Raw genomic sequence first — 16,151 nt, forward strand, 5'->3', positions numbered from 1 at the left:
TCTAACCACGCCCAGAATCTGTATTTCCAAAGGCGAGATCGCCTTTCCCAGATTGCCGCTGACAATCTCGGTCAGGCGAAGTCTGTTTTCCCGCTCGGGGAACTTGATGTGGTGGAAGACGCAACGGCGCAGAAACGGCGTGGGCAAGTTCTTTTCGCTATTGCTGGTCAATAACGATGGGACGTAGATTTGTCGCTGTCTTGACGCGGCATGTCTTTGTCGCTAAACAATAGACATCGGCGATGTAAGTACACATTATTCCGCATGTATTAAGGATCGCTAATAATCCAACTGCGCCTTTTTCGGTTTTGGCAAGTGAAAAAATCTAACAAGCCGAGTGTCGTTTTTTTATCGTCGCGTTTTGCCGAAGCGTTTAAGTTGCTATAATTCAATCTCGACAACCGAGTGCAACATCATGGTGCCGGTCGGCGTCGTGAACACCTCGGGAATCGCATGGCTTTCTTCAGAGTAGAAAACGGTGGCGGGTTGCGTCTGCGCGGCTTTGCAAAGTCTGCACAACGTAGCAAGGGGCAAGTGCTTCTCGAGTATTTCGACGTTCCTGGGGACACCGATCCGCCTGCGCATTGGGTTCCGGTTGCGCAAGTCCGGAAGGTGGATCTGCCTACGCAAACCCGTGTCTTCGTCCAGTCCTATGGCCGAGGGTGGCGGGTAGGGCGTGTGCTGAACGGCGAAGGGGAGCGTATTCTGGTGCAGTTGCCCAACGCTGATCCCCTCTTGGTTGACGCAGCGGACGTGTTCGTGCGTTGGACAGCACCGATTTGCGACCCGATCAGTTTCCTGGCCCAGAAAATCGTTGAAACTCCGCTGTTCGCCGATGCGCGCAGCGACTTCCTTGCCGCCGTCACGGCCCAGCGCGTAGCCACTCAAGGGATCAGCGCCCTGTTGTCTTCGCAGATCGAGCTAAATGCTTACCAGTTTGAAGTGGTGCGACGCATTTTGCACGACCCGGTGCAGCGTTACCTGCTGGCTGATGAGGTAGGGCTAGGCAAGACGGTCGAAGCCGGCATACTCATCCGCCAATTTTTTCTGGACGAGCCGGAAACGGCCCGGGTGCTGGTGGTGGTGCCGCCGCCGCTGGTCGGACAATGGCGCCAGGAACTCAGTCAGCGCTTCCTGCTTGGCGACCTGCTCGATGATTTTCTGCACGTGGTTGGCGCTAACAACTTAAGCCGGATTCGCGACGAGATCGGAACGGCGGGCATGCTGGTCGTCGACGAGGCCCACCACCTGTCGAACCAGGCAGAAGGCCGCGGCAACGCACTGTACCAAATTCTTCTGCGGTTTGCGCCATCGATCCCGCGCTTGCTGCTGCTGTCCGCGACCCCCGCCCTGGTGGACGAGGCGGGCTTTCTGCGGATGGTGCATCTGCTCGACCCGGTTATTTTCCCACTTGACGACATCGGCGGATTCCGGCGGCGAATTGCAGCGCGGCAGGACGTGGCGGAAACGGTGGCAGCGCTCACGCCGAACGAATGGCTCAATCTTGACGAGTACCTCGATCGCCTGCTCGAGGCGTTTCCGGGCGACCCACTGCTGACTGGCTATGTCCAGAAACTGCAGCGGGTTCTGGAGCGTTATCGGGGTGACGAGGATGAGGAATTCTTGACCGCGCTGGACCAGGTGCGTACCCATCTTTCTGAGACCTGCCGTCTGCATCGCCGGATCATGCGCAACCGCCGCAGCGCCGTGCCTTGGGCAACGCCTAGTCGCGCTGGCTTGGGGGTGTGGCAATACGACAGTCCCTCGTCGGCATATTGGGCAGGCACCCTGGAAGCGCTGCGCGTCGCGGTTGCCAACAGCGATGCGGCAACGGACTTAAGTCTGCTGCGCGCATTGCTCGAGGCCGCGCTCAGTCCGGGAGTTGCCGCATCGCGTGCAACCCTGACGCGTCTGATGCTTCCTGCGTATCCCGAGTTGGCTAGGGCGTTGGCTGAGTTCGAGCAAGCGTGCGCCGGTGTGGTGGCCGATGAGGCGCGCCTGCTTTGTCTCGTGGACGGCATTGACGAGTTGCTGCGTGGCCGTGGCAAAGTAGTCGTCTTCTGTGGTGACAGCGAAGTGGCGGACCTCGTGTATGAACGCCTCAGCGACGAATTCGGGCGCCAGGCGGAACGCCACGCTTCGGAAGTCGATGAGGACAGTGGGGCCGAGTGGCATCGCTTCCACGACGACGAGGGTTGCCGGATCCTTGTCTGCGACCGTGACGCCGAAGAGGGGCTGAACCTCCATGGCGGTCGGAAGATGGTAGTCAACTACGATACGCCTTTGTCCCCAAATACGATCGAGCAGCGACTCGGCCGGGTCGACCGCTTCGGTGCGGGCGACGATATTCGGTCGTTTGCGTTGGCGGAAACAAATCACCTGCTGGAGCGGGCGTGGATCACGTGCCTCGATTCTGGGTTCGGCGTATTTTCGCAGTCAGTCGCCAGCTTGCAATACCTGGTGGACCAGATACTGCGCGACTTGCCGGAAGGTTGGCTGAACGGCGGGTTGGCACATATTGACGCGCTCACGGCCAGCCTGCAGGGCGATGAAGGCTTGGTGCGCCGGGAAATGCGCCGTATCGACCAGCAGGATCGGCTCGATTCACTAGTAGGGGAGGGCGACAAATTAGCATTCGAGGTTCTTGAGGAGGCAGACGAGGACTGGCGCCGTTTTGGCGAGGTCGTCGATCGATTCGCTTTTCAGACGCTGCAGTTCGGAAAGCGGCTCTTGCCTCTTAAAAATCCGGTGCAGGGCGACCAATTGTTCCGCGGCGAATACGCGTACAACAAGTCGCGTGAAACGCTTGTCACGGTACAAGATTTCATTCACCGTTTCGGTCGCGAAGTGGACGAGGATGCAGTCGGTTGCAGCAGCAAGACGCCGCTTCTTTTCCCCTACACCTATCGGCGCTCGACGGCGCTGGCGGCCGAGCGCCAGCACGCCCGCGTGCTTCGCTATGGTTCCGGATTCGTTGACGCACTGACCGACTTTGTTGAACAGGACGACCGCGGACGCGTGTTCGCAATGTGGCGTTATCGTCCCCATGCGGTGCCCCGCAACGACAGTGGAGTCGACCTGTATTTCCGGTTCGATTTTCTTGTTGAGGCCTCGATCGCGGGTGCCGAAACGGTGATCGACGCGGCTGACGAATTACATAGCGCTGTTGGCTCCCGTGCCATCCGGCGCGTCGCCGATGGCATCATGCCGCCGCTGTACGTTCGCGTCTGGCTTGACGACCAGATGCGCTGGATTGACGAACCTCCCGCTGAACTGCTGGAAACCTACCGTAGACGTCCCGGGGACGAACAGCCAGGGCGCGACTTCAACCTTAATCCGGAGCGATGGGTAACGCTGGAGAAGCGCGATCTGGCGCCTGAAAATTGGGCTGAGTTGTGCCATACAGCACGCGACAAGGCGCAGTCCTCCTTGCTCACTCGACCGGTATTTGCCGAGCATGTGACGGCGTCGCTGCAGCGAATGAGCCAGATGCACACGCTTAAGAAGAGCCAACTGGACGCGAGGATCGCGCGTCTGTCGGGGAGTGCCCGCGCGGCGGAGCAAGCCGAGGCGGTCCGCCAGGCAGCCATCGACCAAGCGCTCGCTGCCGGCCTGTTGCAGCCGTCGATACGGCTCGACTCGGCCGGCGCCATCTTCCTGGGCAATTCCTATCCTTTCCTGGACGAGTAAGGCACCTGTGTTCGATTTTTCGGTATTGCAGCAAGTGTGCGCGAATTGGGTGCAGGCACAGATTCCCCAAGGGCCGGCAGAAACGCCTCTGCTGGAGCGGATCCGGCAGATTCTTTTCGCGATGCATGGGGGCAGCCCCGACCTGGCGGCCGATCTGGTGCCGCTGGTGCGTCAAGCGCTCCTGTTGCGCAAGCAGAAGGGCCAGCAGTCGGCGCTACGGGTCCCCCTGGCGCCTGGATGGCCAACCGACGAGGAGTGGCAGCGAGCAGGGTGCTCGCCATGGATCAACAACAAGATGGCGCACCTGAACGCCGACTTGCCGCGCCTCGAATGGCTCGGCGAGGCGGCAAACCTGTTCGACGACGCCTACCATGAACTTGTGGCGCGCCCCAACTACCGGGTGCCCATGGACCCGTTCATGACCAAGGCGACCGGGTTGAAGGCCTACCTGAGCGAGGGCCAGCGCGAAGCTGTACGGGCGATGTTCCACTTGCCGGCAGGTGTGACCCTGCTGGCGAATTTGCCGACCGGTTCCGGCAAGAGTTTGCTTGGACAAGCGGCAGCGCTGGTGCACGGTGGTCTGGGAAAGATGACCATCGTCGTCGTGCCGACTGTGGCGCTGGCGTTCGACCAGATGCGCCGGATGAAGCAGATGTTGCGTGCACTCGACCCCCACTGGGAAGACATGCCGCTCGCCTTCCATAGTGGTCTCGACCAGGAAGACAGGTGCCGCATAAAGCAAGCCTTGGCTGCCGGTACCCAGCGCATCCTCTTCGCGTCGCCTGAAAGTGTCACCGGTTCGCTGCGCCGTTCGATCGAGGCGGGTGCGCACGCCGGCTACGTCAAGACCATCATGATCGACGAGGCACACTTGGTCGTCGGCTGGGGCGACGCGTTTCGACCCGCATTCCAGTTGCTGCCTGCCTTGGTGCGAACGCTGGGCGAACTGAACTGTGGGGAGCCGATCCGAACTGTCCTCGCTTCGGCCACGCTAACGACCAACACCGTCAGCGTGTTGCAAAATCTGTTTGGCCCACCCGACCGTACCCACATGACAGCTAGTGTCCACTTGCGTCCAGAGCCGCGCTATGCCGCACATGCGGCAGGTGATGTGGAAGAGCGGACGGAACGGGTGCTGGAGGCGATTGCGGCGGCGCCGCGTCCGTACATCGTGTATGTCACTGAACGCGCGCAGGCGAAACTCTGGCATCGCAGGCTTCTAACCCTTGGCCATCGCCGCTTGGCTTTGTTCCATGGCGGTACCGACGACCGCGAGCGCGAGCGCATCCTGGATGACTGGGCGGCGAACCGGATCGACGGTGTGGTCGCGACATCGGCCTTTGGTCTGGGCGTCGACAAGAGTGACGTCCGCACGGTGATTCACGCGACCTTGCCGGAGTCGCTCGACCGCTTCTATCAGGAGGTCGGCAGGGGTGGCCGTGACGGCAAGGCATGTGCGAGCCTGCTCGTGTCTGAGCCGAAGGATATTCCGATGGCGTACAGCATCGCTTCGCCTACCCTGATCGGCGACGACAACGGGTTCGAGCGGTGGGACCTGATGATAAGGCACGCGAAGCAGGACGGGGCCGGGTTGACGTGGGTCGATATCACGGTGCGCCCTAGCCACCTGAAGCAAAAATCGCGCGCCAACAAGGCCTGGAACCTGCGCACCCTGACGCTGATGGCACGCGCGAAACTGATCGAGCTGCACGCCGTCGATGCCGGGGAGGCGGGCGTGGACGGTGCGGCTGCGGTCGACAATCTTACCCGTGCCGCGCTGCGCACCATTCACCCTGGTCACCGCGACCCGGCCGTATTCAACCGGGCTCTTGGCCAGGCACGCACAGAGACCTTTAACGCGTCCGAGTTGAGCGTCAAGCTGATGGTCGAGGTTTCGCAAGGGCGCCACGAGATGTCGTCGGTGCTCGAGCGGCTCTATGCGCTGCGCCTTCCCGGCGCGACGGTCGGTGTCGAAACTTGCTGCGGCGGATGCCCGCGCGACTGGGGGCAGCACGAGCGGCGGGCCAGCTATCGAGACCCGGCAGTTTCGCGCTTGCCGCGAACACAGTCGGCCGACCTGAACGCCTGGCGGCGCCAGTGGAACATGAACAGCCACGACAACACCTTGCTAGTCGCCTTTCCTCCGGAGTGCTTTCAAGGAACGGGCCCCGCCAAGCTTGTCGGCTTGCTGCTCGACGCGCTGCCAGCGCACACGTTGCTGCTGGCTGAGCGCTCCGATCCCGCTCTCCTGCAGGCCGTGCGGCGACAGTTGACGGAGCGTTGGTCGCGCGCCGTATTCCTGGATAACTATTCGGGCGATGACGACGATGCGCTGTACGGTGCTGCCGAAGAGGTTCGGATCGTCGTCGCCGATCCGCACGCACCGCTTCCGCGGGCACTCCGGCTGAGCGAATGCGCGCTACAAGTCGTGCTCGTTCCGTGCGACCTGCCGGACCCACACGATCCGCTGCGGCGATTGCTCGATACGCGGACCCATATCAATCTTGAGGATTTTGTCAGCAGGTTAATCGGATGAGCTTACTTAATACAACCAACGATGGTCTGCCCAACGTGTTAGCAGCAATATGTGGCGTGCTGCTCCTGGAAAAGGGGACGGTCGGAGAGGCCGACCTGCTGGCAAAGGTAGCACCTGAACACATCGTCCAGGATGAGCGCAAGATGGTGCGTCAGACACTCAACCGCTGGGTCGAGTTGGGCTTGTTCAAGCGTCAGAATGACACAGTCAGCCTGACGGATTATTTTCCCCCTCTCGCCGACATGAAGCGCCGTGATGTTGAGGGTGTAATACGCCGCGCCGTGCGCAAGTGCGCCCTTGCGGCGGAGAACAATGCGAATTTATGGGCCACGGAAAGTGCAAAAGCGGCGGATCTGACGCGAACCCTGTGTCTGCTGCTGGCGCAGGATGTGTACCGGACCGGCATCAGCCAACTTGAGGCCCTGGAAACTACGCAAGTCGTGAATGCCGAACTGCGCCTGATTCGAAACAACACCCGAATTAACGGACTGAGGAAGTGGGCGCATTTCCTCGGTTTTGTGCGCACGCCGGACGGCGCCGAGATCGATCCAACGATAGCGGTGCGCGAATCGATCGGCCAATGGATGGCGCCCGGCCAGACCATGGTGGCCAACGCCTTTCTCGATCACCTCGCCAGCGCCTTGCCGGTGCTGGACGGAGGCGTATATCGTAACGCTGTTGAAGAAAAACTGAACCGCGAGTCGATGTTCGTACCGGCGCCCGGACAAGTGTCGACTTCGCTGTCGCGCGCATTGCTGGCGCTGCACGCGAGCGGCGAACTGCGCTTCGATACAGCGTCGGACCTCGTCGGCGGCGGTATGACCCTGAGCGGACGCGACGGTGTGCGGCCCGACCTCCGGTTTACCCATGTGATGCGCAAAAAGGATCAAGCATGAGTCTGTCCAACTACTGGCCGCTTCAGGCCGAAGTCGACAACTGCATCCGCACCGAAGCAGAGACGATTGACGAGGCTGTCCTGCTGGCGGTGCACCAGACGGCTCGCATCTTCCATCGCAGTGAGGCAGGGGCGGTTGAGGAAGAGAAAACCGAGCAGGAGTTGCTTGATGCGCTGTTGCGCAACAACGCGGATGGTAGTGCCGTGGTCGTTTCTCTGACCGGGCCCTCTGGTGTTGGTAAGTCGCATATGGTGCGCTGGCTCCATGCCCAGTTGGAGCGACATGAGCGCCGTCAGAAGATGGTCGTGATCTTAGTGCCAAAAACTGCCAGCCTGCGACAGGTAGTGGAACTAATTCTAGAGCCATTGCAGGGCGCTGAATATGACGAGTTGCGCACCAGTCTGACTACTGCGATCGCTTCAATCTCGAAAGAAGATGCTCCCCCGCGGCTCGCAACCGAACTGGGTCTTCAGCTCAAGCGCAAAGCCAAGGAATGGGTCGCGACGTTAGATTCCAACTTTGACCGCACTGTCAAGCAGAGAGCTTACCACGCTGAGAGACTCCAAATTTTCTTGAGTGACCCAATATTCCGGGAAGGAATGTTGAACGCTGCACTGGAGCGCATCGTCGACCGAGCCGTAAGTGGCGACGCGAGCGGATCCAAACAACTGCCGCAGTTCGAAGTAGAGGACTTTGACTGGAAGTCCCGGGCCTCGTTTGCTGACGCTACCATCCCTGCCCAGGAATATTTCAAACGTTTGAATGACCATGAGGGCCAGTCAAAGGCGGTCGCGGTTGAGGTGCTGAACTCGGTCATCGATCCCGCCATGCGCATGGTGTTCCGGTTCGCGCAGGCACTCGGCGGGCGAACGATCGAAGAGATCGTCGATGAGATCAGGGTCCAGTTGTTGGAAGAAGGCAAGGAGCTCGTCCTGCTGATCGAGGACTTTGCCGCGCTTTCCGGCATTCAGGGACCTTTGCTCAGTATGATTATTGCCGAGAGCGAGCATGCGAGCGGACGCCAGCGCGCCCCGATCCGTACCGCGCTCGCGGTTACCGACGGCTTCATGCCAGAACGCGCAACGATCTTGACCCGGGCGCGCGGCGAATGGGTGATTGCCAGCGACTATGGCAACGATGAAATCCTGCTCGACAGCCTGGTCGAGATGGCCGGGCGGTACCTGAACGCCGCGCGTTGGGGACGCCACGCCCTGCGGGCCCAATTCGAGAAGCGGAGCGACCAGTCGGCGACGGGACTGTACGGCTGGATACGTCCCTACGTCGACGATAACCTCGATGCCGGCGATGCCGATCGTCTGACTGCCTTCGGCTACACCGGCGCCGGTTATCCACTCTTTCCCCTGAACGCGCAATCGCTGCGCTCCTTATGCGCACGCGAGTTGCGCTTCGGCGGCAAGCTTGTATTTAATCCGCGCGCGTTCATCAACCGGGTACTGCGCGAAACACTGGCCCAGCGCCATTGGTACGAGCATGGTGCGTTCCCTCCTGCCGCTTTCAAGCCAGGGACCCTGCCATCCGGCACCGACACCGATCTGGACGGCTCGATGCATCCTGCGCCGATCAAGGCGCGCCTGAAAACGATGCTCGTCCACTGGTGCGGCAACCCGCCAACCCTTCGAGGCGCTGCCCCTGTGGATGCGGCGGTGTTCGATGCTTTTGGACTGCCGTTCCCGTTCGCGGACAGGTGGGCAGTGAGGCGGGCCGACATGAAGGAACCGACGAAGCGCGGCGATGGTGTCGTCACGCCGCCCCCACCGCAGCCACCGCCACCGCCACCGCCGCCACCGCCACCGCCCGCGAGTCCGTTCGCGAAGGACGTCGAACTCTGGTCGGTCGCAAACAAACCGAGGCAGGCAACTGCCCGGCGCATCCGCGTCCTCGTCGGAGAAGGAGTCGGGCAACGGCTTGACCTGGATACGACAATGCTGAAGAAGGTGGCGGACTGGATCTGGCTGCCGTATGTAGACCACGGCAATCCGCAGACGGCACCCATGTTTCACCTCGCCGAGCAAGTCGGCGAAGTGGCGGGCTGGGTGCGTCTTGCCCTGATCGGCTTGGACAGGCATGACATCTCTAGAGGCTGGGATTTTCCGATGGCGGAAGACTTCTACGGCCACGCGCAGCGCCTGCTCGATGAGCTCACATCGCAGGTCGAGCGTTACCTGAAAAGCATTGGCCAGTCGCGGTTGACTGCGGCGCTGCATATTGCTTACCGCCAAAACCTGATGTTGAGCGTTGGCGTGTCCCGCGCGATGCCTACGGTATTTTCCAAGATTTTCGAGCCTGCTCCGACTGGTTTTAACGAGGCGGATTTTTTGACGTTCGGCGAAGCCGACCGTGCCGCCCCGCTGGGACGCGTGCTGACGCGCACACGGCGAATACGCGCCCAGTTGCAGAATGCGATCGTCTCCGAGGCCGCCTGCTTCCAGGGGAGCGGCGATACGGTGTTGGCGCTTGACTATGCACGTGTTGCAGCGGCCTGGAACGGTAAGCTGGACGATATCCACTTACGCCAGGTCAGCGACCAGGAGGTGAGGGACCATCTCACTGAACTTGGCAACGGCCCTGGTGGCTACGCCAGGATTGCTAGCCACTTTTCACAGGTGCTTGCCAAGCACGGCGATTACTTGGTGACTGCACTGGGCGAGGAGTTGGATAAGGACGCGTGGATTAGCAGTGTTCGCCAGGCCCTACAGTTGGCACAGACGCAGGGCTTCATGCCCTATGATTTCGACACCAAGAGCGATTTTGCAAGGCTGGAACATCTCGGCCGTGCTGCGCTGACCGAACTGGTACGGTCCGTGCAGCAGGCGCTGCTGGTGTCCGAGGAGGAGGAGCCTGAGGAGCGGATGCGCGCTTACGGTCGGGTTGACGTGAGTTTGCTGCTGCGCTCGACGGGGGAACTTCGCCGCTTCGACTTATTGCTGGACGGGATTGGCCGCAACATGGCCGGTGCGGAACAGCAAGCGCAGCGCGATGAAGTGGGCGAAGTGCGGTCCGCGTTCATTGATGAACTTCAGGCTGCCGTGATGATGTTGATGGGAGACGCAAAATGACCATGATGGTGAAGGCGCAGGAGACGCAGGCACGCCTGCTGGCGCTGCAGGAGTGGTCGCGCCGCAAGTACGATGCGCAGGCGCTCGACAAACGACGTGCTGAATGGACCGCGCAGTACAAGAAGCTGAAGAAAGTAGTCGATCAGCTGGACTGGATCGAAGTGCGCGATCATACCCTGGAGGAGTGCCAGTCGCAGGTGAAACTGGTTCGCACGCTGGTCGCGAAGGCGACGGAAATTTTGCAGGATGGTGGCGCAGACGAACGGCTGACCCATGAGGATCACTGGGCGAAGACCTTGGGCGCGACCGACAAGCTCGTCGCGCAGTTCACCGAATTCGTCGTCATTGGATGGAATACGCTTGTCGCGGGCTTGGGCAGCTTCACGCCGCCAGCAACCATCCGGGCCACGCTGCCGTTCAGCCGGCCCGGGAATCGCGAGGCCTTCGACGAATACAGCGAGATACATGGGCGATTCCAAGGCCTGGCCCGAACCGAAGGTCCGGCCACGCTCGAAGCAGTGCTTGCGCTACGTCGCTTGGCCGAACGCCTGCAGGAGACGGCAGCACGTTTCAATTTCTCCGAAGTGCCCGAAGCCGTCAGCCAGTTCTACATGGCCATCAGCAGCGGGCAGGGCGCACCATTAGCACTATTCACCAACGAAGTGCGCGCATGGCTGGAGGCCGAAGGGCAGGCCGAGGCATTTATGGTGGTGAGCCGATGAGCAATTGGAATACTGATCTTGCTGTAATCGAATGTGTTCTGAACGAGATCGAGAAGCATGAGGCAAAGGTCTTGGTTTGGGGCCTTGTCGATGCCTCCTTCACCGCCGACGAACTACGGGAGGTCGTGGTGCGCGCGCTCGACTCGAAGGAGGCCGCCGATTTGATGGAACGGCCCGACTGCACCTTGTTCGACACGGACGCGGTGCTTGAGCGCCTGCGTACCGAGCGGCTGGTGTTCGAGCTGCCTTTCGAACTGGGTTTCCGCAGCCGGATGGCCGAGTCGGTGCGGCTCTTCGCGCGCCTGCGACAATTGTTCTCCAAGCATAAAGAGGGTGACCGCTGGACCACCGCGCCCACCCTGGTGGCGGATTACCGCTTCCTTTGGCGCAATCGCAAGTACCCGAAGCGTGACATTCTTGGGGCGCAGGCGCTGGCGGAATTTCGCGACGTCGAACTGTCCGCCGAAACGCTGCAGGTGCTCGAGCATCGTATCGGACAGGAAGCGAGCGACTGGAAACTGGCACGTTTCCAGGTCGATGCGACCACGCGCATCCTACGCGGCCTGCAGGACAACAAGCGCCAGGGCACTATGGTTGCCGCAGGCACCGGCAGCGGCAAGACGCTTGCGTTCTACCTGCCGGGCCTGAGCGCACTTGCCGCCGAGGTCGCGCAATCGCCGGTACCCGGCACGCGCATCCTTGCGATCTATCCGCGCAAGGAACTGTTGAAGGACCAGTTTGCGGAAGTCTATGACCAGTCGCGCAAATTCGACAGCTACCTGGCAAATCGGGGGGGGCGTAAGTTGACGGTAGGCGTGTTGTTCGGCGATACACCGCAGTCATTAGCGGCGATCCCGACCAAACGGAGCTGGCGCATCAGGGGCGACCGGTGGGTCTGCCCCTACCTGCGCTGCCCAAAGTGCAGCGGCGACCTGACGATCTCTCGCACCGATATCGACAATGGAAACGGGCGACTGGTCTGCGCCTGTGGGGCTACCGTCGAATCAGATGAGGTTCGCCTGACACGCGACGACCTCGCGGCAGACCCGCCACATGTGCTGTTCATGACCACCGAGATGCTGAATCAGCAGATGACCAATTCGGACCTCCGCCATGTTTTCGGGCTGGGGCCGCGCGCGCTGATGGCGCCGCGCATGGTGCTGCTGGACGAAGTGCACATCTACTCGGGCAGTTACGGCGCCCAGGTCGCTTATCTGTTGCGCCGTTGGTCCGCATTGACCAAGTACCGGTCCAGTTTCGTCGGCCTGTCGGCGACCCTGTCGAACGGCGCGGCGTTTTTCGCCGCGTTGACTGGTCTCGACCCAAGCGCGGTGGCTGAAGTCAGCCCTCAACCGGATGATATGAAGAACGAGGGCGCTGAGTACATGATGGCTTTACGTGGCGACCCTGTATCGCGTAGTGCCCTGCTGTCGACATCGATTCAGACATTGTTGCTGGCCTCGCGCATCCTCGATCCGCGGGCGGATATGGCGACCCGGCCGTTTTACGGTTGGCGCGCGTTCGCCTTCACCGACCAGATGGATTCGACCAACCGCCTCTATCTCGACCTGGTCGACGCCGAGGGGATGCAGGTTGACGGCAAGCCCAATCGGCGCAGGCCTGACGGCGGCCTGGCGCACCTGCGCGAACCGCGCGCCGAGCGCTATCGTTACCTCGGCGGCCAGGATTGGCGCCTCGCACGGTCCCTCGGGCACCGGCTCGACACACGCCACCGGGTCAGTCGCACTACCTCTTATGATCAGGGAGTCAACGGCCAGGCCGAGGTAGTGATCGCTACCGCTGCGCTGGAAGTGGGGTATGACGATCCTCATGTCGGCGTCGTGTTACAGCACAAGGCCCCGCGCGATATGGCCCAGTTTCTGCAGCGCAAAGGACGGGCGGGTCGAACCCGCCACATGCGTCCGTGGACACTCATGGTGCTTTCCGACTACGGCCGCGATCGCCTGGCTTACCAGGCGTATGAGCAGTACTTCGATCCCCTGCTGCCGGGTCGGATGCTGCCATTGTCGAACCGTTACGTGCTGCGCATGCAGGCGGTATATACCCTGATCGACTACCTGGGGCGCGAAATGCAGCAGGTGGCGGCAACTGGATCGGTATGGCGCGACCTTGGCGGGCCGCTTACCCCGAAGGCCAGCGCCGAGGACTTTGCTGAATGCTTGATCGAGGTGAAGAAGGTCTTGACCGACCTTCCGGCGCTCACCGATAAAGCGGGCGTCGACGCCCTGATCCGACGCGTCCACAAGATCGGCTGGAAAATGCTGGGAAACAGGAACTATGACGCACGCAACTGGATCACCCGTCGCTTGCGCCTGATTGCCTTGACGAGACTGCTTTCCGACCTGCTGTCCAAGACCGGCAAGCAGGCTGAGTTCCTCTCATACCTGCGTGACGCAATGCGTCTGTCAGCACCCCAGGCGCATACGCTGCTTTGGGACCATCCGCGACCCTTGTTGCTCGGAGCCGTTCCAACCGCACTGCGGCGTGTTTCTGCTGACTGGCGGTCGGTGAATGGCGGATCCGACTATTCGACCGGCGCACCCCTGCCTGAGTTCATCCCGGCTGCGCTGTTCAGTGACCTCAGCCTGCCGGAAGTGAAACTGTGCTTGCCCGACAGCGTGCCGCAGACCGAAGACCGGTTCCTGCCGGTGCTCCAGGCACTGGGTGAGATGGCGCCCGGCAAAGTCTCGCGCCGTTTCGACACGGCGCTGTGGCTGGCGCCGGACGACGATGTGGTGCTGCAATTGAGCGACGCTGGACTGAACGAATCTGGCATAGATGTGCGCAGCTGGTACGACGTCGAGCGCCAACCGGACATCATGTTCCTGCAGGATGGTGTGGTCGAGCAGCGCGCGGCGTTTCGCCCACACCAGTTGACGCTACGCCGTACGCCCGAAGACGTTGGTTCGACATCGAACGCGCGACTGATCTGGCAATCGCAAATATTCGCTGAAAATGCAGGAGCTCGCTCGACGCTTCCAGCGGCCATCGCTGTCGCCGCGCTGTTCAGGCATGTCGATTTCCAGACCCACGCCCTGCAGGCGCCGGCAACCGTGCGCCGCTACGCCACCGCATCCCACGCCCAAATGCGCATCAAGCGCAACGGCGAAAATACCGAATGCGAAGCGCGCTGGCGTTTTGAGCACGACGGGGCGTCTTGCGGCATTGGTTTCGAAATCGAGTCCGACGCAGTCGTGTTTGCGTTGCAGTTGCCGCCTTCGCTGTCGGTCGCAGTCGACTGGAGCGTTGCGGCGACAACGCGCGCCTTGCGCCAGTGCCGCTATCTATGGGAGGCGCGCCACGGGGATGAACTGTCGGCAGTGGTCGGGAACGTCTTCCGGCGCGACCTGCTGGTCCAGATTTTCGCTGCCGCGGCGGCACTCAGGGCGGAACGCGACAGAATGCCGCTGGCGCAGGCGATCGCCGACCTGAGCAGCGGCGGCAACAGCGCCGCGTCGGCATTCGATGAGGTCATGGAGGCCACCTATCAACTGCCGATTACCACCGAGGGCGAGAGCCCAGACCGCTTGCGCAAGGACCTCGCGCAAGAGTTTGCCCGGCCTGAGGTGTTGCAAGCGCTGGCCACGATCGCGCAGTTGCTGGTGGCCCCGATCGATTCCGAATGGGATGCGTGGTTGAGGACGACAGTGCGCCAGACCCTAGCCGCAGGACTCCTCGAAGCGCTCCAGCAATTTTGCCCCGAGTTGCAGAGCGATCAGCTGATGGTCGATATCGATCCGGGCCTGCGCCAGGACGGTAGTGAGCCGGAATCGGACGAAATTTGGATCAGTGAGAGCAACCCCGGCGGCAACGGTTTGATCGAGCAGTTCTATGGAAGTTACCAGGAAGAGCCCGACCGCTTCTTCAGGCTGCTCGAGGCCGCTCTGGCATCGTCCGAGTTCGAGGTCATCGACGCACAATTGCGCATGGTGCTGTCGCGCATCAGCGGCGCGAACCCGGACCAGGATCTGGTGCGTCTGGTGATGGCAGTGCGCGGCGCGCCGGACGTGCAGACAGCGGACCGCGCCTACCTGGCATTGCGGCGGGCCCTGATCGAGCGCGGGATGGCCGTGTTCCATGGATTCGCTTCTGCACTCGGTACGCGTCTGCTGCGACGCGACATGCCTCGCGACTTCGACCTGCTGCTTTACGAAATGATCGAAACTTGGGAACGCATCGAAAGCGAACTCGGCGTAGAAATCGATGCGCGTGTCGTCTGTACGCTCTATAGCGACAGTGATCGCGTGGAAACCGCGCTGCAGGGCATGGGCTTCGTGCCCCCGGCCGAAGGCGTGAAAGGGTGGCGCTTCAGCGTCCTTCATGGTCTGCTGTGGGTGCGTGGGAACCAATTACGCTCAGCCACCCTGCAGTTGCCGAACCGGTTCGCCAACAGCGTGCCTGCCGTCGAACGCCTGCTCGTCAGCCAGTGGGCGTCTGCGCCCGAAGTGCCGGTCGACGCTACTGCCCCGGACTGGCGCGAACTGGCCAGCGGGAGACTTGCCGCAGCGGGACAGGTCGCAGTGGCGGTTCCCGTCGCCGAGCGTCAACTGGTGCGTGAGGTGATCGCATGGTCGATTTCCGAACCGATCCAGCTCGAGTACCTGAACCTGTATCCGAGGCTAGGCGGACTACGCCGCAACGGCCAGTTTTATGAGCTCCAGTTTAACTTGCGGGAGTCGATGTGATGAACGAACGCCATATCTACAAAAGCGTCACCTCGTCGCAGCATGCCGTGCGCGACGTGCTGGCGGCCCTCTTTACCCAGGAACTGCTGGTGCGCAGCGAGGAGATAGTCCTGGTCCAGCCATGGATCAGCAACGTCGTCATCCTCGACAACCGCAGCGGCAACTTCGACACCCTCAATCCGGAGTGGGGCAAACGCGAGGTTCGCCTGGCTGAGGTGTTGGCGACGCTGGCCGCCGGCGACACCAGGATTCACGTCGTGGTTCGTCCTGATCCGCACAACAAACGCTTCAAGAGCCAACTCGAGGACGCCATGCTGGACTCGGGTGCCGGCGACCGATGCACGTTTTATCAGATCGCGGACCTCCATACGAAAGGAATTCTGTGCAGCCATGCGCTGCTGAGGGGGTCTATGAACCTGACCGAGAACGGCGTCGGCGTCCTCGAAGAGAGCGTGTCGGTCACCTTCGACCCGCATGCGATCGCCGCAGCTCGCGTCCACTTCGACAGTTACATCAAGAGCTGA

At 61.5% G+C, this 16,151-nt stretch carries 7 protein-coding genes; all 7 read left to right on the top strand.

Annotated features, from left to right (window positions below; genetic code table 11):
- Positions 1 to 453: 453 nt before the first annotated feature.
- From dpdE to dpdK, 7 genes are read left to right on the top strand one after another with little or no spacing between them, the layout of a single operon-like run.
- Entirely contained in the window at positions 454 to 3,690 is a 3,237-nt protein-coding gene (dpdE, locus tag AC56LV_RS16930; RefSeq protein ID WP_499559297.1) for a protein DpdE, read from the top strand.
- A 7-nt stretch (positions 3,691 to 3,697) separates the two neighbouring features.
- Complete coding sequence (gene dpdF / locus AC56LV_RS16935) at positions 3,698 to 6,226, top strand: protein DpdF (protein ID WP_499559299.1); 2,529 nt, start codon at positions 3,698 to 3,700, stop codon at positions 6,224 to 6,226.
- Entirely contained in the window at positions 6,223 to 7,122 is a 900-nt protein-coding gene (gene dpdG, locus AC56LV_RS16940; protein ID WP_499559300.1) for a protein DpdG, read from the top strand. Before dpdF ends, dpdG begins: the two co-directional genes overlap by 4 nt.
- On the top strand, positions 7,119 to 10,199 hold the full coding sequence (dpdH, locus tag AC56LV_RS16945) for a protein DpdH (RefSeq protein ID WP_499559302.1): 3,081 nt from the start codon (positions 7,119 to 7,121) through the stop codon (positions 10,197 to 10,199). Before dpdG ends, dpdH begins: the two co-directional genes overlap by 4 nt.
- Entirely contained in the window at positions 10,196 to 10,921 is a 726-nt protein-coding gene (locus AC56LV_RS16950) for a hypothetical protein (RefSeq protein ID WP_499559304.1), read from the top strand. Before dpdH ends, AC56LV_RS16950 begins: the two co-directional genes overlap by 4 nt.
- The gene (dpdJ, locus tag AC56LV_RS16955; RefSeq protein ID WP_499559306.1) at positions 10,918 to 15,627 is read left to right on the top strand and encodes a protein DpdJ; all 4,710 of its coding nucleotides are present in this window, start codon (positions 10,918 to 10,920) and stop codon (positions 15,625 to 15,627) included. Before AC56LV_RS16950 ends, dpdJ begins: the two co-directional genes overlap by 4 nt.
- On the top strand, positions 15,627 to 16,151 hold the full coding sequence (gene dpdK, locus AC56LV_RS16960; RefSeq protein ID WP_499559308.1) for a phospholipase D-like domain-containing protein DpdK: 525 nt from the start codon (positions 15,627 to 15,629) through the stop codon (positions 16,149 to 16,151). The genes dpdJ and dpdK overlap by 1 nt, the downstream gene beginning before the upstream one ends.

This window comes from Telluria sp. RB2R28 (genome assembly GCF_059685835.1).

Coding starts and splice junctions, on each gene's coding strand:
- dpdE (WP_499559297.1), top strand. CDS start 454: ATGGCTTTCTTCAGAGTAGAAAACGGTGGCGGGTTGCGTCTGCGCGGC.
- dpdG (WP_499559300.1), top strand. CDS start 6,223: ATGAGCTTACTTAATACAACCAACGATGGTCTGCCCAACGTGTTAGCA.
- dpdH (WP_499559302.1), top strand. CDS start 7,119: ATGAGTCTGTCCAACTACTGGCCGCTTCAGGCCGAAGTCGACAACTGC.
- AC56LV_RS16950 (WP_499559304.1), top strand. CDS start 10,196: ATGACCATGATGGTGAAGGCGCAGGAGACGCAGGCACGCCTGCTGGCG.
- dpdJ (WP_499559306.1), top strand. CDS start 10,918: ATGAGCAATTGGAATACTGATCTTGCTGTAATCGAATGTGTTCTGAAC.
- dpdK (WP_499559308.1), top strand. CDS start 15,627: ATGAACGAACGCCATATCTACAAAAGCGTCACCTCGTCGCAGCATGCC.